This is a genomic window from Thauera sp. 63 (assembly GCF_000310165.2).
GTDB classification, from domain to species: domain Bacteria; phylum Pseudomonadota; class Gammaproteobacteria; order Burkholderiales; family Rhodocyclaceae; genus Thauera; species Thauera humireducens.
The window spans coordinates 85,451-104,252 of the sequence record NZ_AMXC01000009.1; the positions used below are offsets into that span (position 1 = coordinate 85,451).

19 protein-coding genes and 1 tRNA gene are annotated in these 18,802 nt (G+C 66.7%); 12 read left to right on the top strand and 8 right to left on the bottom strand.

The genetic code is table 11. From position 1 onward, the window contains the following. The first annotated feature begins 15 nt into the window (after positions 1–15). The 3 genes from sixA to C664_RS10180 all read left to right on the top strand — a co-directional run bounded on the left by sixA (position 16) and on the right by C664_RS10180 (position 2,233). Positions 16–468: a phosphohistidine phosphatase SixA gene (sixA, locus tag C664_RS10170; RefSeq protein ID WP_004258957.1), complete on the top strand. Its 453-nt coding sequence runs from the start codon at positions 16–18 to the stop codon at positions 466–468. A gap of 198 nt (positions 469–666) precedes the next feature. Further along, complete coding sequence (locus C664_RS10175; protein ID WP_004258959.1) at positions 667–1,239, top strand: DUF2062 domain-containing protein; 573 nt, start codon at positions 667–669, stop codon at positions 1,237–1,239. Positions 1,240–1,276: 37 nt separating this feature from the next. Further along, positions 1,277–2,233 (top strand): hypothetical protein, encoded by a 957-nt coding sequence (locus C664_RS10180; protein ID WP_004258962.1) that lies wholly within the window; start codon positions 1,277–1,279, stop codon positions 2,231–2,233. A gap of 23 nt (positions 2,234–2,256) precedes the next feature. Here the strand turns inward: C664_RS10180 and mnmA are convergent, their stop codons facing one another. Genes mnmA through C664_RS10195 form a run of 3 tightly spaced genes read right to left on the bottom strand, consistent with a single transcriptional unit; the run spans position 2,257 to position 4,531 of the window. Continuing rightward, positions 2,257–3,390 carry a tRNA 2-thiouridine(34) synthase MnmA gene (gene mnmA / locus C664_RS10185; RefSeq protein ID WP_156480745.1) on the bottom strand — a complete coding sequence of 378 codons (1,134 nt, stop codon included), beginning with the start codon at positions 3,388–3,390 and terminating at the stop codon, positions 2,257–2,259. Then, on the bottom strand, positions 3,380–4,066 hold the full coding sequence (locus C664_RS10190) for a hypothetical protein (RefSeq protein ID WP_004258970.1): 687 nt from the start codon (positions 4,064–4,066) through the stop codon (positions 3,380–3,382). Before C664_RS10190 ends, mnmA begins: the two co-directional genes overlap by 11 nt. Before the next feature lie 12 nt (positions 4,067–4,078). After that, positions 4,079–4,531, bottom strand: coding sequence for an NUDIX hydrolase (locus tag C664_RS10195; RefSeq protein WP_004258973.1), 453 nt, complete (start codon positions 4,529–4,531; stop codon positions 4,079–4,081). A 180-nt stretch (positions 4,532–4,711) separates the two neighbouring features. On the opposite strand from C664_RS10195, the gene C664_RS10200 reads away from it, so the two are divergent. The 6 genes from C664_RS10200 to C664_RS10225 all read left to right on the top strand — a co-directional run bounded on the left by C664_RS10200 (position 4,712) and on the right by C664_RS10225 (position 9,896). Then, entirely contained in the window at positions 4,712–5,632 is a 921-nt protein-coding gene (locus tag C664_RS10200; protein WP_004258977.1) for a branched-chain amino acid transaminase, read from the top strand. Positions 5,633–5,656: 24 nt separating this feature from the next. After that, on the top strand, positions 5,657–5,857 hold the full coding sequence (locus C664_RS10205) for a zinc-finger domain-containing protein (protein ID WP_004258980.1): 201 nt from the start codon (positions 5,657–5,659) through the stop codon (positions 5,855–5,857). Positions 5,858–5,948: 91 nt separating this feature from the next. Beyond that, positions 5,949–6,383, top strand: a complete 435-nt coding sequence (locus tag C664_RS10210) for a YybH family protein (protein ID WP_004258983.1) — start codon at positions 5,949–5,951, stop codon at positions 6,381–6,383. A gap of 3 nt (positions 6,384–6,386) precedes the next feature. Continuing rightward, complete coding sequence (locus C664_RS10215; protein WP_038011479.1) at positions 6,387–7,352, top strand: YheT family hydrolase; 966 nt, start codon at positions 6,387–6,389, stop codon at positions 7,350–7,352. Between the two features lie 129 nt (positions 7,353–7,481). Further along, on the top strand, positions 7,482–8,873 hold the full coding sequence (locus tag C664_RS10220) for a phosphomannomutase/phosphoglucomutase (protein WP_004258987.1): 1,392 nt from the start codon (positions 7,482–7,484) through the stop codon (positions 8,871–8,873). A 147-nt stretch (positions 8,874–9,020) separates the two neighbouring features. Next, the gene (locus tag C664_RS10225; RefSeq protein WP_004258988.1) at positions 9,021–9,896 is read left to right on the top strand and encodes an HDOD domain-containing protein; all 876 of its coding nucleotides are present in this window, start codon (positions 9,021–9,023) and stop codon (positions 9,894–9,896) included. Positions 9,897–9,975: 79 nt separating this feature from the next. Here C664_RS10225 and alaS read toward each other — a convergent pair whose 3' ends face one another. Next, positions 9,976–12,597, bottom strand: a complete 2,622-nt coding sequence (alaS, locus tag C664_RS10230) for an alanine--tRNA ligase (RefSeq protein WP_004258991.1) — start codon at positions 12,595–12,597, stop codon at positions 9,976–9,978. 155 nt (positions 12,598–12,752) lie between these two features. Here alaS and C664_RS10235 point away from each other — a divergent pair, with 155 nt between their 5' ends. Beyond that, positions 12,753–13,304, top strand: coding sequence for a cob(I)yrinic acid a,c-diamide adenosyltransferase (locus C664_RS10235; protein ID WP_004258996.1), 552 nt, complete (start codon positions 12,753–12,755; stop codon positions 13,302–13,304). A gap of 31 nt (positions 13,305–13,335) precedes the next feature. Here C664_RS10235 and dinB read toward each other — a convergent pair whose 3' ends face one another. The 4 genes from dinB to C664_RS10255 all read right to left on the bottom strand — a co-directional run bounded on the left by dinB (position 13,336) and on the right by C664_RS10255 (position 16,939). After that, positions 13,336–14,430 (bottom strand): DNA polymerase IV, encoded by a 1,095-nt coding sequence (gene dinB, locus C664_RS10240; protein WP_004259000.1) that lies wholly within the window; start codon positions 14,428–14,430, stop codon positions 13,336–13,338. An 84-nt stretch (positions 14,431–14,514) separates the two neighbouring features. After that, a tRNA-Pro gene (locus tag C664_RS10245) sits at positions 14,515–14,591 on the bottom strand. Between the two features lie 35 nt (positions 14,592–14,626). Beyond that, positions 14,627–15,595: a polyprenyl synthetase family protein gene (locus C664_RS10250; protein ID WP_004259003.1), complete on the bottom strand. Its 969-nt coding sequence runs from the start codon at positions 15,593–15,595 to the stop codon at positions 14,627–14,629. Between the two features lie 81 nt (positions 15,596–15,676). Continuing rightward, positions 15,677–16,939: an extracellular solute-binding protein gene (locus C664_RS10255; RefSeq protein ID WP_004259006.1), complete on the bottom strand. Its 1,263-nt coding sequence runs from the start codon at positions 16,937–16,939 to the stop codon at positions 15,677–15,679. A gap of 198 nt (positions 16,940–17,137) precedes the next feature. Here C664_RS10255 and C664_RS10260 point away from each other — a divergent pair, with 198 nt between their 5' ends. Both C664_RS10260 and rlmM read left to right on the top strand, forming a co-directional pair. After that, positions 17,138–17,518 carry a hypothetical protein gene (locus tag C664_RS10260; protein WP_004259009.1) on the top strand — a complete coding sequence of 127 codons (381 nt, stop codon included), beginning with the start codon at positions 17,138–17,140 and terminating at the stop codon, positions 17,516–17,518. Between the two features lie 105 nt (positions 17,519–17,623). Then, complete coding sequence (gene rlmM, locus C664_RS10265) at positions 17,624–18,718, top strand: 23S rRNA (cytidine(2498)-2'-O)-methyltransferase RlmM (protein ID WP_004259011.1); 1,095 nt, start codon at positions 17,624–17,626, stop codon at positions 18,716–18,718. Positions 18,719–18,802: the final 84 nt, after the last annotated feature.

The following is an 18,802-nucleotide window of genomic DNA, read 5'->3' on the forward strand; positions in this document are numbered from 1 at the left end:
TCAACGGAGAAGCGAATGGATCTCCTGCTCTGGCGCCACGCCGAAGCGGTCGACGGCAGCCCCGACCACGCCCGGGAGCTCACCCAGCGCGGCCACAAGCAGGCCAGGCGCATGGCCGCCTGGCTGACGGAGAACAAGCCCAAGCACCTGCGCGTGCTGGTGAGCCCGACCTTGCGCACCCGGCAGACGGCCAGCGCCTTCGCCGACGACTTCGAGATCGTCAGCAGCCTCGCCCCCGACGGCAGCGTGGCCGACATCCTGGCGGCCACGGGCTGGCCGGACGCCAGCGGTGCCGCGCTCGTCGTCGGCCACCAGCCGGCGCTCGGCCGTCTCGCTGCCCTGCTGCTATCCGGCGAGGAAGCGGACTGGACGATCAAGAAGGGGGCGCTGTGGTGGTTCACCAACCGGGTCAGGGACGACGAAACCCAGACGGTCTTGCGGGCCGTGATCCCCTCCGAGTTGCTCTGAGGCGTGATGGCGCCCTCCCCGTCACAGGGCGCGGAGGGATTGTTGTCCAGGTGGTGAATTCCTCACGGCGGATGCGGTCGAACTGGCCGAGAATCATCCACTTGCAAGACGGAAACCGACGGTCCAAGCTCCCTCGGGCGGGGAGCTTGTTCTTTCCTCCGCATTGCGTAAGATGCCGCATTCGCCCCGGACCGGACCATGCTCGGACGCTTCCTGCCTTCGCACGACACCATCAAGCAGAGTCGCCTGCTGCGCTGGCTCGGACCGCGCATCCACGACCCGCTGCTGTGGCACATTAACCGCCGCGCCGTGGCGCGCGGTGTAGCGGTCGGCGCCTTCTTCGGGCTGATGATCCCGGTGGCGCAGATTCCCGCCGCCGCCATCGCGTCGCTGCTGTTGCGTGGCAACCTGTGGATCGCCGCGGTCTCGACGCTGGTCAGCAACCCCTTCACCTACGGCCCGCTCTACTACTTCGCCTATCGGCTGGGTGCGCACATCATCGGTGCGCCGGTACCGGCCGCGGTCGAGGCCCAGACGGCGGAAGCCCCTTTCGCGGTACTGGATTCGCTCAGCCAGGCCTGGACCTGGATCACCGGCATCGGGCAGCCCTTGCTGCTGGGCATGGCGATCATGGCCGTTTCCGGCGCCCTCATCGGCTACCTGGGCGCACAGGCGTTCTGGCGCTTCAAGGTGATCGCCAAGCGTCGTCGCACCCTGGCGACCCGCCGCCTTTCGGCCCACGCCGACAACCGCCCCGTCAGCAGCACCTGACGGTCGCGGCCAGCACACTGGAACGGTTCCGGACGCAATGAAAGTCGAGACGGACATAAACCCGCCCATCGCCGAAGGGACGGTGGCCATCATCGACGGCATGCGTCGTGTGTACTACGACGGCTACTGGATCAAGGTCTACGATCCGCCGGCCGACTCCCTGAAGGCGAAGAAGCAGCTCATCCAGGCGCTGACGCGCCGGCTGTTCAATCACGTCGAGCACGGCATCAACATCCCCGGCAAACGTCTGGACGACACGCGGCGCGCCTACGAGGCCGAACAGGATCCCGCGCGCAAGCGCGTCAAGGGCGCGATGCTGGCGGGTGCGCTATTCAATCGCGCCACCGACATCTTCACCAAGCTGGTGGAGTTGCAGGAACTCGGCATCGAGATCGACACCGACAACGCGCTGATGCGCGAGTGCGGCTTCTGCCTGCAGGAGGCACTCAACCTCGGACGCCTGGTCCTGCACCGCAGCGGCGAGGAAGGCATCGACGAGTTGTGGGGCGAACCCTTCCGCGCCTTCTCGATTCCGGTCGAGGCCTTCTACGACAGTCGCTACATCAAGATCGCCCAGACACTGCGCGACATCGACCGACTGGGCGCCGTCATGTCCTCGACCCTCGGGGCCATTCCGATGTACGACGGCATCCAGCGACTGATCGCCCATTTCACGACAGCTGCCAAGGTCAAGTGCGAGACCCTGCGTACCGACCCGGACATCTTCGACGTGTGGTCGGACTTCGTCGTCGCATCCGAAGAGCTCGCCGCCTTCGCGCCCCAACTCTCGCACAGCGTGAATGCCGCGGATCAGCAACTCGCCGCCGACGGCCAGCGCCTGTTGCTGCAGGGGCGCGACCTCGTCACCTTCATCACCCGCGCCCGCGTGCCGATGCCCAAGAGCACGCGTGAGTTCATCGAGCGCATGGAAACCTTCGCCGCCCGCGCCCGCCTGCAGGGCCAGCCCCCGCTGGCCGGCCAGCTGCCCTACTAGGAAGACCGGCGTGCCGGCGGAGCTCAGACGATGATGCCGCCGCCCAGGCAGACCTTGGATTCATAGACCACGACGCTCTGCCCCGGCGTGAGCGCCCATTGCGGCTGGGCGAAGGCGATCTCGGCCCTGCCGTCCGCGATGCGGTCGATCTCGCACGGCTGGTCGGGCGTGCGATAGCGCGGCTTGGCCGTATACACCCAGTTGGTGTGCGGGTCGCGGCCCGCGATCCAGTTGAGGTCGGTCGCCACCAGACGGTCGCGCAACAGGGCCGGGTGGTCGTGGCCCTGGACCACGTACAGCACATTGGCCTTGATGTCCTTCTTCGCCACGTACCAGGCGTCGTGTTCGCCCGCCTCGTCCTGGTTGCCCTTGAGGCCGCCGATGTGCAGGCCCTTGCGCTGGCCGATGGTGTGATACATCAGGCCCTGATGCTCGCCCAGCACGCGCTCGTCGTCGAGCGAACGGATCTCGCCCGGCTTCGTCGGCAGGTAGCGCATCAGGAACTCGCGGAACGGGCGCTCGCCGATGAAGCAGATCCCCGTCGAGTCCTTCTTGGCTGCGACGTGCAGGCCGGCCTGCTCGGCGATCTTGCGCACCTCGCGTTTGTACAGCGCACCGAGCGGAAACAGCGTCTTCGCCAGCTGCGCCTGGTTGAGGCGGTAGAGGAAGTAGCTCTGGTCCTTGGTGCCGTCCTCGGCCTTGAGCAGCTGGTACTCGGTGCGGCCGTCGTTGGTCCACTCGCGCACCTGGGCGTAGTGACCGGTGGCGATGCGCTCGGCGCCGAGCTGCATGGCGTGATCGAGGAAGCAGCGGAACTTGATCTCGGAGTTGCACAGGATGTCGGGGTTCGGCGTGCGGCCGGCCTCGTATTCGCGCAGGAAGTCGGCGAACACGCGGTCCTTGTACTCCGCGCTGAAATTGACCACTTCGAGGTCGATGCCGATGACGTCGCACACCGAGGCGACATCGACCAGATCCTGGCGCGTCGAGCAGTAGTCCGAATCGTCGTCGTCCTCCCAGTTCTTCATGAACAGGCCGGTGACCGCGTAGCCCTGCTGCTTGAGCAGCAGGGCCGTCACCGAGGAGTCCACGCCGCCGGACATGCCGACCACGACCTTCATGCCATTTCCTTCCTGAATCCCGTACTTACTGGACATTCGGTCCCCCTCCATTGAGCCATTCGGCAAGCGGCAGCACGACCGCCGGCTCGCCATTGTCGACGAACCAGCTGTCGACCGCATAACGTTCGCCGGGCCGGGCCGCTTCCGCGCCGTCCGGCCCTTCGATCACCAGTCCGTCCTCGGTGCAGTTGCATCCGGCCAGGGCCTCGCCCGGTGGCAGACGCTCGAGGCGCTCGGCCAGCGACAGTTCCTCGATCACCGCACTGAAGTGCTGGAAGATCACGCTCGTGCGCCGCGCCGGTTCCACCACACGGTGGAAACGCAGCCCGCCTCGCGCTTCGAGCAATTGCAGCAGGCGCGTGGTCGAGGTCGAGTGGTCGATGCAATCCATGCGCCCATGTACGCCCCCATCGAGGAAGTTGCCGCTGCGATCCGCGCCCACGGGAGTCTGCGTCGCGGCCACCCGGTACAGCCGCCCCAGCACCTCGGCAATCGAATCACGCTCCTCGGCGGCACTGCGCGCGCTGGCCAGGCGGTGCCCGAGCCGGGCCAGCGTGCTGGCAGCGTAGCGCACCTCCCCCTGCTGCTTGCAGCCGTAGTTGTAGCAGATGCTGACCCGGCCCTCGTCCGTATTCCCCGCATCGCCGCGCAGCGTCATCGCCTGTGAGAGCAGCGGTGTACCGAGCAGCACGACCAGGAGCAGACGGATCATCGCTCCGCAGGATCAGTAGTGCCGCACCAGCGACAACGGGTGACGCTGCCCGGCGAGCCAGTCCTCGATGCACTGCAGGATCAGCGGACTGCGATGGCGGTCGGCCGTCGCACGCACCTCGTCGATCGTCATCCACACCGCCCGGACGATGCCGTCGTCGAGCTTGCGGCCCGGCTCCGCGCCCTCGATACGGCCACCGTAGGCGAAGCGCAGGTAGGTGATGTCGCCCTGCGGACGCGTCCACTGGTAGATGCCGACCAGGTACTCGGGCAAGAAGCGGTGCGCGGTCTCCTCGAGCGCCTCGCGCACCGTCGCCTCGAGCAGGGACTCCCCCGGCTCGAGGTGGCCGGCCGGCTGATTGAAGCGCAAGCCTTCGGGCGTATGCTCCTCGACCAGCAGGAAACGGCCCTCACGCTCGATGACTGCGGCAACGGTGACGTTGGGCTTCCACTCGCGATCGCTCAATTCGCACTCCTTTGATTCCAGCCGTGCATTCTAGCGCGCGACAGCGCCTTTCCCCACCGCAGCAAGGCTTCCGCGCCAGCAAAGCGGCGTTCGCAGACCCTGCCTTTGCGCTAGAATCCGCAGGTTACGCCCGCCGGACGCGGGCTGCCGAATCAACTTCCTGAGGTGGAGAACCCAATCATGTCCATGGCTGATCGCGACGGTTTCATCTGGCAAGACGGCAAGCTCGTTCCGTGGCGCGAAGCGACCACGCACGTGCTGACCCACTCCCTGCACTACGGTCTGGCCGTCTTCGAAGGCGTACGCGCGTACAACACCGCCAAGGGCACGGCAATCTTCCGCCTGGCCGAGCACACCCAGCGCCTGATCAACTCCGGCAAGATCTACATGATGGACATCCCCTACTCGAAGGATGAACTCATGGAGGCGCAGAAGGAGGTCGTGCGCGCCAACAAGCTCGAGTCCTGCTACCTGCGTCCGCTGGCCTTCTACGGCTCGGAGAAGATGGGCATTTCCACCCGCGGCGCGACCGTGCATGTCGCCATCGCTGCCTGGCCGTGGGGCGCCTACCTCGGCGAGGAAGGCCTGGAGAAGGGCATCCGCGTCAAGACCTCGTCCTACACCCGCCACCACGTCAACTCGACGATGCCGCGCGCCAAGCTGGCAGCGACCTACCCGAACTCCATCCTCGCCAACCTAGAAGTGACCAAGATGGGCTACGACGAGGCGCTGCTGCTCGACAACCAGGGCTTCGTCGCCGAAGGTGCGGGCGAGAACCTGTTCATCATCAAGGACGGCAAGATCTACGAACCCGAGATCGCCTCGGCGCTCACCGGCATCACGCGCGACTCGATCATCACCATCGCCCGCGAATTCGGCCTGGAAGTGCAATCCAAGCGTCTCACCCGCGACGACATCTACCTCGCTGACGAAGCCTTCTTCACCGGCACCGCAGCCGAAGTCACCCCGATCCGCGAACTCGACGACCGCATCATCGGCGAAGGCAAGCGCGGTCCGGTCACGACCAAGCTTCAGGCGCGTTTCTTCGACGTGGTCAATGGCCGCGCCCCGGAATACGAGCACTGGCTCGCCTACGTCTGATTTCCCGTCCAGAGGATTTGCGTCATGGTTGAGAACACCGACAAGACCCAGGCCGTCGCCATCAGCGCCAAGGATCTACCCCTGCACTGTCCGCCGCCCGGCGCGCCGCTGTGGGCACGCCACCCGCGCGTCTTCCTGGACGTGCTGAAAACGGGCGAAGCGGTATGCCCGTATTGCAGCGCACACTACGTCTTCACCGGCGAGCGCCCGAAGGGCCATCACTGACCGACGGGCCGGAACCGACGGAACGCTGACGAACGATCAACACGGGGGCCAATACCGCGGTATTCGGCCCCCGGTCTTTTCCAGCCGGACCATGAGCATCAAGAAACCGATCTACACCTCCGCGGCGGACGCCGAAGCCGCGTTCTACGACGCGCTCGCCCGCGCCGACTTCGACGCCATGATGTCGGTGTGGTCCGAGGACGACGAGATCGCCTGCATCCATCCGGGCGGCCCCCGCATCGTCGGCCTGCAGGCCGTGCGTGAGGCCTGGCGGCAGATGCTGTCCGGCGGCGCCCACCTGCAGGTCGACGTCAGCGAAGCCGTGGTCAGCGGCAACGCGATGGTGGCGGTACATAGCGTGTTCGAGAACATCCGCGTCGCGGGCGCCACGGCGCGCTCACCGTTGATCGCGGCCACCAATGTTTACATCCGTGGCGCACTGGGCTGGCGGATGGTCATGCACCATGCCTCTCCAGTGCCCGATGCCGCCGACTTCGGCGACCTGTCACCGCGCGTGGTGCACTGAAGGATGACTCGCGTCGCCGCGTATCGCGCTCCGTGGTGGCTACCCGGCGGCCATGTGCAGACCATCTGGCCGGTCGCCCGCAAAGGGCCGCTACCGCCCTACCGGCGCGAGCGCTGGAACACGCCGGACGGCGACTTCATCGAACTCGACTGGCTTCCGGCGGGCGAAGCACAGGCGCCGCTCGTCGTCCTGCTCCACGGCCTCGAAGGCTCGAGCCGTTCGCATTACGCACGCACGCTGATGTCCGCCGTCGCGGCGCGTCGGTGGCGCGGCGTGGTGGTGCATTTCCGCGGCTGCGGCGGCAGTCCGAACCGTCTCGCACGCGCCTACCACTCGGGCGACAGCGAGGAGATCGACTGGATCCTCCGCCGCCTTCGTGTTGCTGCGGATGGAGCTGCGCTGTTCGCCGCGGGCGTCTCGCTCGGTGGCAACGCCCTGCTGAAATGGCTGGGCGAACGCGAACACGAGGCGGCAGAACTTGTCACCGCTGCAGCCAGCGTGTGCGCGCCCCTCGACCTGACCCTCTCCGGCGCCGCACTCGGGCGCGGCTTCAACCTCGTCTATACCTGGCACTTCCTGGCAACGCTGAAGACGAAGGCCTTGGCCAAGTGCGCGGAACACCCGGGCCGCTTCGATGCCCCACGCATCGCCCAGGCGCGCAGCCTCGAAACCTTCGACGACGCGTACACCGCGCCCGCGCATGGTTTCGCCGACGTCGGCGACTACTGGCGCCGCGCCTCGGCGCGCCCCTGGCTGCGCGGCATCCGCTGCCCCACGCTGGTCCTGAACGCGGCCAACGACCCCTTCGTGCCGGCCAAGGCCCTGCCCGATGTGCTGACCCTGCCCGCAACAGTCACTTTCGAATGTCCGGCGGGCGGCGGCCACGTCGGCTTCCTTGGCGGCGACTGGCCGGGAACGCAGGACTGGCTCGGCCAGCGCCTGCTGGCCCACTTCGACACGCTGCGCTGAGAGCCGGACGGCTGGCGCACGCCAGGCGATGCCCGCGCACGTGTTTGGCTGATGCGGGCCCGGCAAGCGAACGAATGACCGCCACTCGGCATAGAATCGCGCTTTTCGTTTCCGCCACGCAGCCGCCCGATGAGCACACCACGCTACGCCACGCCCGCCCCCGAGATCTTCAAGGCCTATGACATCCGCGGCATCGTCGACACCGTCCTGACGCCCGATGCCGTCCGCGCAATCGGCCACTCACTCGGCTCCGAAGCCCGGGCGCGGAAGCAGACGGCAATCGCCGTGGGCCGTGACGGACGCCTGTCGGGCCCCGCACTTGCCACCGCGCTGGCAGACGGCATCCGCGCCGCGGGCGTCGACGTCGTCGACATCGGCTGCGTGCCCACGCCGCTCACCTATTTCGCCGCGCACGAGCTCGGCTGCGATTCCTGCGTATCCGTCACCGGCAGCCACAACCCGCCCGACTACAACGGCCTCAAGATGGTCCTGGGCGGCCAGACCCTGTTCGGCGACATGATCCAGGATCTGCGCCGCCGCATCGCGGAGGACGACCTCGCCCATGGCGCGGGCGAAGTGCGCACCGCGGACGTATGCGCCGCCTACATCGAGCGCATCGCCGGCGACGTCAAGCTCGCACGCCCGATGAAGATCGTCGTCGATTGCGGCAACGGCGTTGCCGGCGGCATTGCCCCCGAACTCTTCCGCCGCCTCGGCTGCGAGGTCGTCGAACTGTTCTGCGACGTCGACGGCCGCTTCCCCAACCACCACCCCGACCCGTCCAAGCCCGAGAACCTGCAGGACGTGATCCGCATGCTGCGCGAAACCGACGCCGAACTCGGGCTGGCCTTCGATGGCGACGGCGACCGTCTCGGCGTCGTGACCAAGGACGGTGAGATCATCTACCCCGACCGCCAGCTGATGCTGTTCGCCGAAGACGTGCTGTCGCGCGTACCGGGCGGCGAGATCATCTTCGACGTCAAATGCACGCGCAACCTGGCGCCCTGGATCCGCGCGCGCGGCGGCAAGCCGACGATGTGGAACACCGGGCATGCACTGGTGAAGGCAAAGCTCAAGGAGACCGGCGCCCCGCTGGCCGGCGAAATGAGCGGCCACATGTTCTTCAAGGAACGCTGGTTCGGTTTCGACGACGGCCTGTATTCGGGCGCCCGCCTGCTCGAGATCCTGTCCGCACGTCCTGACGCCAATGCCGCCCTGAAGGCGCTGCCCAACGCCGTCAGCACGCCGGAGCTGAACCTGAAGATGAACGAAGGCGAGCCCTTCGAACTCGTGAAGCGCCTGAAAGCATCGGCGCGGTTCGACGGCGCACAAGCGGTGATCACCCTCGACGGCGTGCGCATCGAGTACGCCGACGGCTTCGGCCTGGCCCGTCCGTCCAACACGACGCCGGTCGTCGTGCTGCGCTTCGAGGCAGACGATGCGGACGCACTGACCCGGATCCAGTCCGCATTCCGCACTGCGATCAACGGCGTGTGGCCCGGGCTCGACCTACCCTTCTGAACGTCCGCGGTGGCCCGCAAGGGCCTGCCGCCGCCGACAACACGCACCCGCGAGGAATATTTCCGCAGTGCAACGCGACAAGGCTTGCCGGCCATCGCCCGCAGCTTCATCATGAGTGCTCTGTGTGGCGAGGGAAGAACAAGAAAAATGTCGTACAAGACGAACAGTCTCAATCTCGGGGCGCTCGAACACGCGCTGAAGGGCGTCAATATTCCGGCCTGCCCGGCGGTGCTCGTCCAGATCATGGACGAGCTGAACAACCCGGACGCGAGCGACCGTCGCATCGCAACCCTCATCGGCGAGGACGTGGGCATCGCCTCGCTGGTCGTACGCTCGGCCAACTCCCCCCTGTTCAGTCGCGGCAAACGCATTGCATCGGTGGCCGATGCGGCCCGCCTGCTGGGTTTCGGCACCGTGACCAACCTCGTGCAGGAAGCCCTGCTGCGCAGCGCGATCGCCGTCGAGGACGTCTCGCTCGAGCGCTTCTGGGATACCTCACGCATCACCGCCGCAGCCAACGCGCGGCTGGCCCGCAGCACCGGCGCAGCACGACCTGAAACGGCCTACACCTTCGGCCTGTTCCACGACTGCGGCATGCCGCTGCTGATCCAGCGTTTCGACGGCTACAAGGCGGTGCTCGGCCAGGCGAACACCTGCACGGAGGGCTGGTTCACCGACGTGGAGGACCAGGCGCTCGGCACCAATCACGCCATCGTCGGGTATTTCCTGGCACGAACCTGGGGCCTGAACGACGCCGTGAGCCTCGGCATCCTGTGCCACCATGACTACTCGATCTTCGACGGTCTGAACGATCTCGGCGACGACGCCCGCACGCTGGTGGCAATCAATGCGATCGGCGAGCACGTGGCCAGCACCCACCTGCGCACACGCAACGACACCGACTGGAGCAAGGCAAGGGCGCCGGTGGCCCAGTACCTCAGCCTGACGCTCGCCGAACTCGACGACCTGGCGGACGATCTGATCTACGAGTTCGACCGCGAGATGGACGCCGAAACCGCCTGAACTGCAACCCAGCATCGCGCGAAGAACCAAAAAAAGGCCGCATCCCTGCGGCCTTTTTGCTTCAAGCGAGATCGCCGGATCAGAGCTTCGCAGCGACCCAGCCCTGCACCGCCTCCAGCGCTGCCGGCAGGTTCTCGGGCTGGGTACCGCCCGCCTGCGCCATGTCCGGCCGACCGCCGCCCTTGCCGCCGACCTGGAGGGCGACGAAGTTGACCAGCTCACCCGCCTTGACCTTGGCCGTCTGGTCGGCGGTGACGCCGGCGATCAGGCTGACCTTGCCTTCGCGCACGCTCGCCAGCACGATCGCGGCGGACTTGAGCTTGTCCTTGAGCTTGTCCATGGTATCGCGCAGGGTCGGCACGTCGGCGCCTTCGAGCACCGCAGCGAGCACCTTGATCCCGCCGACCTCCACCGCCTGGCTCACCAGTTCGTCGCCCTGGCTGGCAGCAAGCTTGGCCTTGAGGCGGGCGAGTTCCTTCTCCAGCGCGCGCACGTTGTCGAGAATGCCGGCGACGCGCTCGGCGACCTCGTCGGGCTGGACCTTGAGCAGCGCCGACATCCCCTGCACGCGGCGCTCCTGCTCCTGGGCGTAGCGCAGGGCGTTTTCGCCGGTGATCGCCTCGACGCGGCGAATGCCGGCAGCGACACCGCCCTCGCCGATGATCTTGAACAGACCGATGTCGCCGGTGCGGGAGACGTGGGTGCCGCCGCACAGTTCCTTCGACGTACCGATCGACAGCACGCGCACCTCGTCGGCGTACTTCTCGCCAAACAGCATCATCGCGCCGGACTTCTGCGCCGCCTCCAGCGCCATGACCTCGGCCTGCGTCGCCGAGTTGGCGAGGATCTCGCGGTTGACGATCTCCTCGACCTCGCGGATCTCCTCGGCCGTCATCGGCGCGGGGTGCGCGAAGTCGAAGCGGGTCTTGTCCGGATCGACCAGCGAGCCCTTCTGCTGCACATGGGCGCCGAGCACCTCGCGCAGGGCCTTGTGCATGAGGTGGGTGACCGAGTGGTTGCGCGCGGTGGCGGCACGGGCGGCGACATCGACCCGGGCGAGCACGCCCTGGCCAACGGCCAGCTTGCCGGTGCGCACCACGCCGTGGTGGCCGAAGACCGCGGCCTGGATCTTCTGTGTGTCCTCCACGCCGAAGATGCCGGCCGCGCCACGCAGCTCGCCGCGGTCGCCGACCTGGCCGCCGGACTCGGCATAGAACGGCGTGTGGTCGAGCACGACCACGCCCATCTCGCCCTCGAGCAGTTCGTTGACCGCCGCACCGTCCTTGTACAGCGCGAGGATGTTGCCCTTCTCCTCCAGCAGCGTGTAACCGTGGAAGGTGGTCTCCGGGCCTTCGTACTCGAGGTTGGCCGCCATCTTGAACTTGCCGGCGGCACGCGCCTGCTCCTTCTGGCGCGCCATCGCCGCATCGAAGGCCGCGGCATCCACCGTCACCTCGCGCTCGCGACAGATGTCGGCGGTGAGGTCGAGCGGGAACCCGTAGGTGTCGTGCAGCTTGAAGGCGGTATCGCCGTCGAAGACCCTCTTGCCGGCCGTTTCCATCGCAGCGAGCTCGGCCTCGACGATCGCCATGCCGTTCTCGATGGTGGCGAAGAAGCGCTCTTCCTCCTGGCGCAGCACGTCCATGATGCGGCGCTCGCCATCCTTCAGCTCGGGATAGGCGCTGCCCATCTCGGCCACGAGGTCCGGCACCATCTTGTGGAAGAAGGCTGCACGCGCGCCGAGCTTGTAGCCGTGGCGGATGGCGCGGCGGATGATGCGGCGCAGCACGTAGCCGCGGCCCTCGTTGCCCGGGATCACGCCGTCGGCGATCAGGAAGGAACAGGCACGGATGTGGTCGGCCAGCACCTTCAGCGACGGAGAGTCCATGTCGGCACCGGAGGTCTCGCGCGCGGCCGCCTTGATCAGCGCCTGGAACAGGTCGATCTCGTAGTTGGCGTGCACGCCCTGCAACACCGCCGAGATGCGCTCCAGCCCCATGCCGGTGTCCACCGAGGGCTTGGGCAGCGGATGCATCACGCCCTGCTCGTCGCGGTTGAACTGCATGAACACGTTGTTCCAGATCTCGATGTAGCGGTCGCCGTCTTCCTCGGGCGATCCGGGGGGACCGCCCCAGATGTGCTCACCGTGGTCGTAGAAGATCTCGGTGCACGGACCGCAGGGACCGGTGTCGCCCATCATCCAGAAGTTGTCCGAGGCGTAGCGCGCGCCCTTGTTGTCGCCGATGCGGATCACGCGCTTCGCCGGCACGCCGACTTCCTTGGTCCAGATGTCGTAGGCCTCGTCATCCTCGGCATACACCGTGACCCACAACTTTTCCTTGGGCAGCTTGAAGACTTCGGTGAGCAGTTCCCAGGCGTACGAGATCGCGTCGCGCTTGAAGTAGTCACCGAAACTGAAGTTGCCCAGCATCTCGAAGAAGGTGTGATGCCGCGCGGTGTAGCCGACGTTCTCGAGATCGTTGTGCTTGCCACCGGCGCGCACGCACTTCTGCGAGGTGGTGGCACGCGTGTAGGCACGCTTGTCGAAGCCGAGGAACACGTCCTTGAACTGGTTCATCCCGGCGTTGGTGAACAGCAGCGTGGGGTCCTCGTGCGGCACCAGCGAGCTGGAGGCAACGATCTGGTGACCCTTGGACTCGAAGAACTTGAGGAAGGCGTCGCGGATTTCGGCGGATTTCATGGAAGTTTACGTGTTTTCTGGACGATTGGCCCGCGCTGCAGGCGAATGCGCAAGTTTATCATGAGCTTAAGCGCGTCATTTGCCGCCCCGCGCCACGACGGGCTTCGCCTATAATTGACGTTCACGTCAACCTACGAACGGGACACGAGCACACCATGGGTAATCGCCTCTCGAAGATCTACACCCGCACCGGCGACGCCGGCACCACCGGCCTGGGCGACGGCAAGCGCGTCTCCAAGAACAGCCTGCGCATCCACGCACTGGGCGAGGTCGACGAGACCAACGCCATCGTCGGCCTGCTGCTGTGCGAGGACTTGCCCGAGGACGTGCGCACGCTGCTCACCGACGTGCAGCACGATCTGTTCGACCTCGGCGGCGAAGTCTGCATCCCGGGTATGAGCATGATCACCGAGAAGCAGGTGACCCACCTCGAGAACGAACTCGATCGCTTCAACGAAGACCTCGAGCCGCTGAAGGATTTCATCCTGCCCGGCGGCACCCGCGCCGCAGCCTATGCCCATCACGCCCGCACCGTGTGCCGCCGCGCCGAGCGCGCGCTGGTGGCACTGGCACTGGAAGAGGCGGTCAACGATGCCCCGCGTCAGTACCTGAACCGGCTGTCCGACCTGCTGTTCGTGCTTGGCCGCGTGCTCAACCGCGCCGGCGGCCGTGGCGACGTGCTGTGGCAGAAGCGCAAGAACGCCTGAAGACGGCCTGAGCTGACCAGCCCGGGCAGCGCTACGGTCCGCCGCACGCCTCGTCCGGCAGGGCATCGAACAGCGGCATCTGCGCCTCCTGCCCGCCCACGCCGTCCTCATCCTCGACGAAGCGCACACCCACCCCGAGCAGCCGCACGGGCCGGCCCCGGCGTGCGTGCGCCTCGTCGAGCAGTGCGCCCCACACCGCATCATCGGGCATTGCAGCGACACACTCTGCCGTCGTCTGAGTGAAATCGGCGAACTTGACCTTGACGACGGCCTTGTGCACCGGCCGCGTCTCGCGTGCCCGCTCGAACCGGACGCGAAACTCGGCGATCAGGGCCGGCAGCGCCGCCTGGCAGGCCGCAAGATCGGCCAGGTCGCTCGCGTAGGTGGTTTCGACGGACAGTGACTTGCGGATGCGGTCCGGCTTCACCGGCCGGTCATCGATGCCGCGGCACAGACGGTACAGGCTCGCGCCAAAGCTGCCGAATGCCTGCGTCAATTCCGCCAGGCTCCATGCCCGCAGGTCGGCACAAGTCTCCACGCCCCTGCGACGAAGCTTGGCTGCGGTGACCTTGCCGACGCCAAAGATCTTCTTCACCGGCAGCGCGGCAACGAAGGCGTCGACCTCCTCCGGGCGTACGACGAATTGCCCGTTGGGCTTGTGCCAGTCGCTGGCCACCTTGGCGACGAACTTGCTGGGGGCAATGCCGGCCGACGCCGTGATACCCACCTCGGCCTGGATGCGCGCCCGGATCTCCTGCGCCATCAGGGTGGCCGATCCCCGGCAGCGATCGATGCCCGTTACGTCCAGGTAGGCTTCGTCCAGCGACAGCGGTTCGACCAGCGGCGTGTAGTCGCGATAGATGTCGAGGATCGTACGCGACGCCGCACGGTAGCGCTCGAAGTCAGGCGGCAGCAGCACCAGCTGCGGACACAACTGCAGCGCACGCGCGGTAGACATCGCAGAATGCACGCCGAAGGCACGCGCCTCGTAGTTGCAGGTTGCGATCACGCCGCGCGTTTCGGCACGCCCGCCGACCGCAATCGGCCGCCCGACCAGCGAGGGATCGTCGCGCATCTCGATCGAGGCGTAGAAGCAATCGCAATCGCAGTGGATGATCTTGCGCATCGCCGCCTGGCTACACGCCCCCACGGAGAACAGGGCGCGGAAAACAAAAAACCGCCACGAGGGCGGTTTCTTGACGGGAATTGGTGGTCGGGGAAAGAGGATTCGAACCTCCGGCCCCTGCGTCCCGAACGCAGTGCTCTACCAGGCTGAGCTATTCCCCGACGCTTTTTACTTCTTCGCGAAGCCCACTAATATATCAGTGATTCCGCGCAACTGCAAAGTCCGATAATTGTAGCAGCGCATCCTTGAAAATGGAAGGGGGAAGAATCGAAATCGCGTCGATCGCGAGTTTCACTTCCGCCTGGGCGTAACGACGCGCTTCGTCGAGCGCCCCCGTGGCCTGGATCGCGGCCAGCACCGCGGCGAAATCGTCACGACCGCCATTCTCGATGGCGCCACGCACCAGTGCGGCCTGCTCGGGCGTACCGTGCTGCATGACGTGGATCAGGGGCAGTGTGGGCTTGCCTTCGGCGAGATCGTCACCCAGATGCTTTCCCGTGTCGGCCTCCTCGGCAGAGTAGTCGAGCACGTCGTCGATGAGCTGGAACGCCGTGCCGAGGTGCATGCCGAACGCGGCAAGGCGCGCCTCGAGCGCTTCATCCGCACCACCCAGGATACCGCCAAGGCGCGAGGCGGCCTCGAACAGCTTGGCCGTCTTGTAGCGAATCACGCGCAGGTAGTCGTCGATGACCACGTCGGCGTTGTGGCAGTTGAGCAATTGCAGCACTTCGCCTTCGGCAATCACGTTGGTCGCATCGGCCAGCACGCGCATCACGTGCATGCTGTCCACGTCGACCATCATCTGGAACGCACGCGTGTAGAGGAAGTCGCCCACCAGCACCGATGCGGCGTTGCCGAACATGGCGTTGGCGGTCTTGTTGCCGCGACGCAGGTCGGATTCGTCGACGACGTCGTCGTGCAGCAGCGTCGCCGTGTGGATCAACTCCACCACGGCGGCAAGCTCATGATGCTGCGTGCCCTTGTAGCCCATGGCCCCCGCCGTGAACAGCACGAGCGCGGGACGCAGGCGTTTGCCGCCGCTGTGGATGATGTACTCCGCCACCTGACGGATCAGCACGACGTCGGAGTGGAGGCAGTTACGAATGACCGCATCCACCGCCTGCATGTCGGCGGCGATCGGCGCGAAAAGCTGCTTGACGGACAAGGCGGACACGCTGGCGGAAAAAGAGCGGATGGTAGGCGCCGGCGTCGACCGCCGTCAAGCCGCACCCGCTCTCCCTGAGAATCAGTTGCCGATCGAAGCGCGCGCCACCGCGTTGTCCAGAGCCTCCTTGGCGGCCTTGCTGTCGGCCCAGACGCCCGCGAGTTCCTCGTCGAGAATGCGACGCACGCGTTCGCGCTCGACCACGGGCTGGGCGCCCGAGTCGGCCGTCGCGGGCTTGTTCGTGAGCTGCTCGACCGCGACGCGGACGTTATCGAGGTCATCGCCGAGCAGTTCGCTGCGCGACGCCAGGATGCCGGCCCGGTTCAGGGGCAGATAGCCGGTCTCGCGCTGCCAGGCCACCTGGTTCTCGGGTTGCAGCCAGAAGGCGATGAAACGTGCGACCGCCTTGTACTCGTCGGGCTTCTTGCCGGCGGCCGCCCACAGCGCCGGACCGTCGGCCACGGTATTCTGCGGCGCCCCCGGGAAATCCTCGTGGTAAGGCAGGCGCGAGACCGCGATATCGATCTTGCCCGAGCGACGGAAATCGACCCAGCTTTCGGACGGCGCTGCGATGACCGCGCAATCACCGGCTGCAAAGCGTCGCTCGGCCTCGCTGCGATGGTCGAACACGTGCAGGTAACGCGCCCGCGCCCAGCTCGCCATCATCGCCACGTGCTTGACCTGGAACATACCGTTGAACGACGGCGCAACGGTCTTGCCCCGCGCCGCAGCCACCGGCTCGTTATGCCACGCACTGAGGTTCTCGACCATGACGCGCCCCGGTTCTGCCACGGTATAGGGGCAGCTATGGCCAGAGTCGGCGAGTCGGCCGAGCGTTTCCTGGAGCTCGAACCAGGTCGCGACCGGCGCGGTATCGGGATTGACGCCCGCCTTGCGCAGCGCATCGCGGTTGAGGAACAGCACCGGCGTCGACAGGCCCACCGGCAGCGCGAGCAACTGCCCCTTCGCATCGACGGGCGTGCGCGTCATCATCGCCGGCGGACGCAAGGTCTGCAGCGGCACCTTGGCTTCCTTCATCAGCGCATGCAGGGGCTTGTAGCGCGGCTTGCCGGCAACGAAGCTCTCCTCGTCCTCGCCCTCGAGGATCAGCAGATGGGGCGAACCACTGCGCCAATCCGCATCGGACAGGACGACCTTGACCCCCTTCGCCTGCGCATTGAAGCGCTCGACGAGCTCCTTCACCGCAGTGGCCTTCGATTCGGGCAAACGATGGTAGAGCTGGATCTGCTGCTCGGCGCTCGCCTGTACGACAGGCGCCAGAGCGCAGCCCGTCGCGATGGCAGCGAGGGATGCAACGACCGTCTTGAAACGCTGAATATTCATGGAGATGCCGCTTGATAAGAGAGGTCGGGCAGGCGCCCATAATCGGACGCGCGGATTATAGTGCGGGCGCCTTGCCTTGAGAGGTCTCAGTTGTAACATCCGTGACGATTGCGCCGCGACGCCGCCGCGCCGGACGCCTCTTCAAGATCCCCGCGGCCCTGCCGTTATACCCCTCAAGCCCTCATCCGGTCCGACCCCATGCGCCCCACGCCCTTCCTGCCGTTGCTGCACGCGATCGTCCTCATTGCCCTGCTGCCCGCGCTGGGCGGCTGCGACATGCTCGCCGACCTGCTCGAACTCCCGAACCCCGCGCGCGAAGCTGCGGCGAAGGAGGCCGAAGGGCGCGCCATCGGCGGCGCATGCCGCCACTCGGGACGCTCGCTCGAAGATTGCTACACCCTCAACACCGCAGCCGACAAGGCCGCGGTCTTCGCCGGATGGCGCGACATGAACGACTACATGATGGAACACAAGCTCGACATCGTGCCGTCCAAGCTCGTCCCGAGCGAAGCCAGGACTGCGCCCGCACCGACGAACGGCACGGCGGCCAACGACACACCCAAGCCCGCGACACGCTGACGAACACATCCGCGCTCGCCTGCGCGGTCGCGGCGGCTTATCATCGGCAGCCTCGCCCGTCGAACCGGGCCCCGCCATCCTATCGCGCCCACGCGCCCCATCCCGATGAATCAACACACCCCCGCCGCCGGCCTGCTGAGCTCGGGCCTGATCGGCTATTGCCGCGCCGGCTTCGAGAAGGAACTGGCCGGAGAGCTCGACGACCTCGCAGCCGAAGCCGGCCTGATCGGCTACGTGCGCGCCCAGCCCGATACCGGCTACGTCGTCTTCGAGACCTTCGAACCCACGCCGCTGGGCAGCTTCGGCAACGCCACGGACTGGCGCCGCCCCTGCTTCGCCCGCCAGCTGCTGCCGTGGTTCGCACGCGTCGAGGAGTTGCCCGAGCGCGATCGCGCCACCCCCATCGTCGAAGCCGTAAAGGCCTCGGGACAACGCTTCTGCAGCGTGGTGCTCGAAACCCCGGACACCGATGAAGCCAAGCAGCGTTCCGGTTTCTGCAAGCGCTTTACCGAACCCCTGACCAAGGCACTCGAGAAGGCCGGCTGCCTGCGCAGCAGCCGCACCGGCCTGCCCGTGCTGCACGTGCTGTTCACCGACGCCACCACGGCCTGGCTGGCCGCCGGACAGAGCGACCAGTGCGCGCCGTGGCCGATGGGCATCCCGCGCCTGCGCATGCCCTCGAACGCCCCCAGCCGCTCGACGATGAAGCTCGCCGAGGCCTTCATGACCCTGCTCGATGACAACGAGCGCGAGAGCATCCTGCGCGCCGGCCAGCGCGCGGTCGACCTGGGCGCGGCCCCGGGCGGCTGGACCTGGCAGCTGGTGCATCGCGGCCTGCGCGTCACTGCCATCGACAACGGTCCGCTGCGCGACAGCGTGATGGCGACCGAGATGGTGGAGCACCTGAAGGCCGACGGCTTCACCTGGCGCCCTCAGCGCGCGGTGGACTGGATGGTGTGCGACATGGTCGAACAGCCCTCGCGCATCGCCTCCCTGATGGCCGAGTGGATCGCCACCGGACGTTGCCGCTACACCGTCTTCAACCTCAAGCTGCCGATGAAGCGGCGGCTCGAGGCGGTGGAGCAATGCCGCGAGCTGATCCGCAAGCGGCTCAACAGCGTCGGCCCCTTCGACCTGCGGATCAAGCACCTGTACCACGACCGCGAGGAGGTCACGGCCTTCCTCACGCTCAAACGCTGAGCGCACAGGGGAAGGGAGCGCTGGCATGTGCGAAGCCCCTGTCCCGTAACGGTTTTGTGTGCTGTGTATAATCCGGGTTTCCGC

Bases quoted from the DNA above. Each gene is read 5' to 3' on its own strand.
- sixA (WP_004258957.1), top strand. From the start codon at position 16: ATGGATCTCCTGCTCTGGCGCCACGCCGAAGCGGTCGACGGCAGCCCC.
- C664_RS10175 (WP_004258959.1), top strand. From the start codon at position 667: ATGCTCGGACGCTTCCTGCCTTCGCACGACACCATCAAGCAGAGTCGC.
- C664_RS10180 (WP_004258962.1), top strand. From the start codon at position 1,277: ATGAAAGTCGAGACGGACATAAACCCGCCCATCGCCGAAGGGACGGTG.
- mnmA (WP_156480745.1), bottom strand. From the start codon at position 3,390: ATGTCCAGTAAGTACGGGATTCAGGAAGGAAATGGCATGAAGGTCGTG.
- C664_RS10190 (WP_004258970.1), bottom strand. From the start codon at position 4,066: ATGATCCGTCTGCTCCTGGTCGTGCTGCTCGGTACACCGCTGCTCTCA.
- C664_RS10200 (WP_004258977.1), top strand. From the start codon at position 4,712: ATGTCCATGGCTGATCGCGACGGTTTCATCTGGCAAGACGGCAAGCTC.
- C664_RS10205 (WP_004258980.1), top strand. From the start codon at position 5,657: ATGGTTGAGAACACCGACAAGACCCAGGCCGTCGCCATCAGCGCCAAG.
- C664_RS10210 (WP_004258983.1), top strand. From the start codon at position 5,949: ATGAGCATCAAGAAACCGATCTACACCTCCGCGGCGGACGCCGAAGCC.
- C664_RS10215 (WP_038011479.1), top strand. From the start codon at position 6,387: ATGACTCGCGTCGCCGCGTATCGCGCTCCGTGGTGGCTACCCGGCGGC.
- C664_RS10220 (WP_004258987.1), top strand. From the start codon at position 7,482: ATGAGCACACCACGCTACGCCACGCCCGCCCCCGAGATCTTCAAGGCC.
- C664_RS10225 (WP_004258988.1), top strand. From the start codon at position 9,021: ATGTCGTACAAGACGAACAGTCTCAATCTCGGGGCGCTCGAACACGCG.
- alaS (WP_004258991.1), bottom strand. From the start codon at position 12,597: ATGAAATCCGCCGAAATCCGCGACGCCTTCCTCAAGTTCTTCGAGTCC.
- C664_RS10235 (WP_004258996.1), top strand. From the start codon at position 12,753: ATGGGTAATCGCCTCTCGAAGATCTACACCCGCACCGGCGACGCCGGC.
- dinB (WP_004259000.1), bottom strand. From the start codon at position 14,430: ATGCGCAAGATCATCCACTGCGATTGCGATTGCTTCTACGCCTCGATC.
- C664_RS10255 (WP_004259006.1), bottom strand. From the start codon at position 16,939: ATGAATATTCAGCGTTTCAAGACGGTCGTTGCATCCCTCGCTGCCATC.
- C664_RS10260 (WP_004259009.1), top strand. From the start codon at position 17,138: ATGCGCCCCACGCCCTTCCTGCCGTTGCTGCACGCGATCGTCCTCATT.
- rlmM (WP_004259011.1), top strand. From the start codon at position 17,624: ATGAATCAACACACCCCCGCCGCCGGCCTGCTGAGCTCGGGCCTGATC.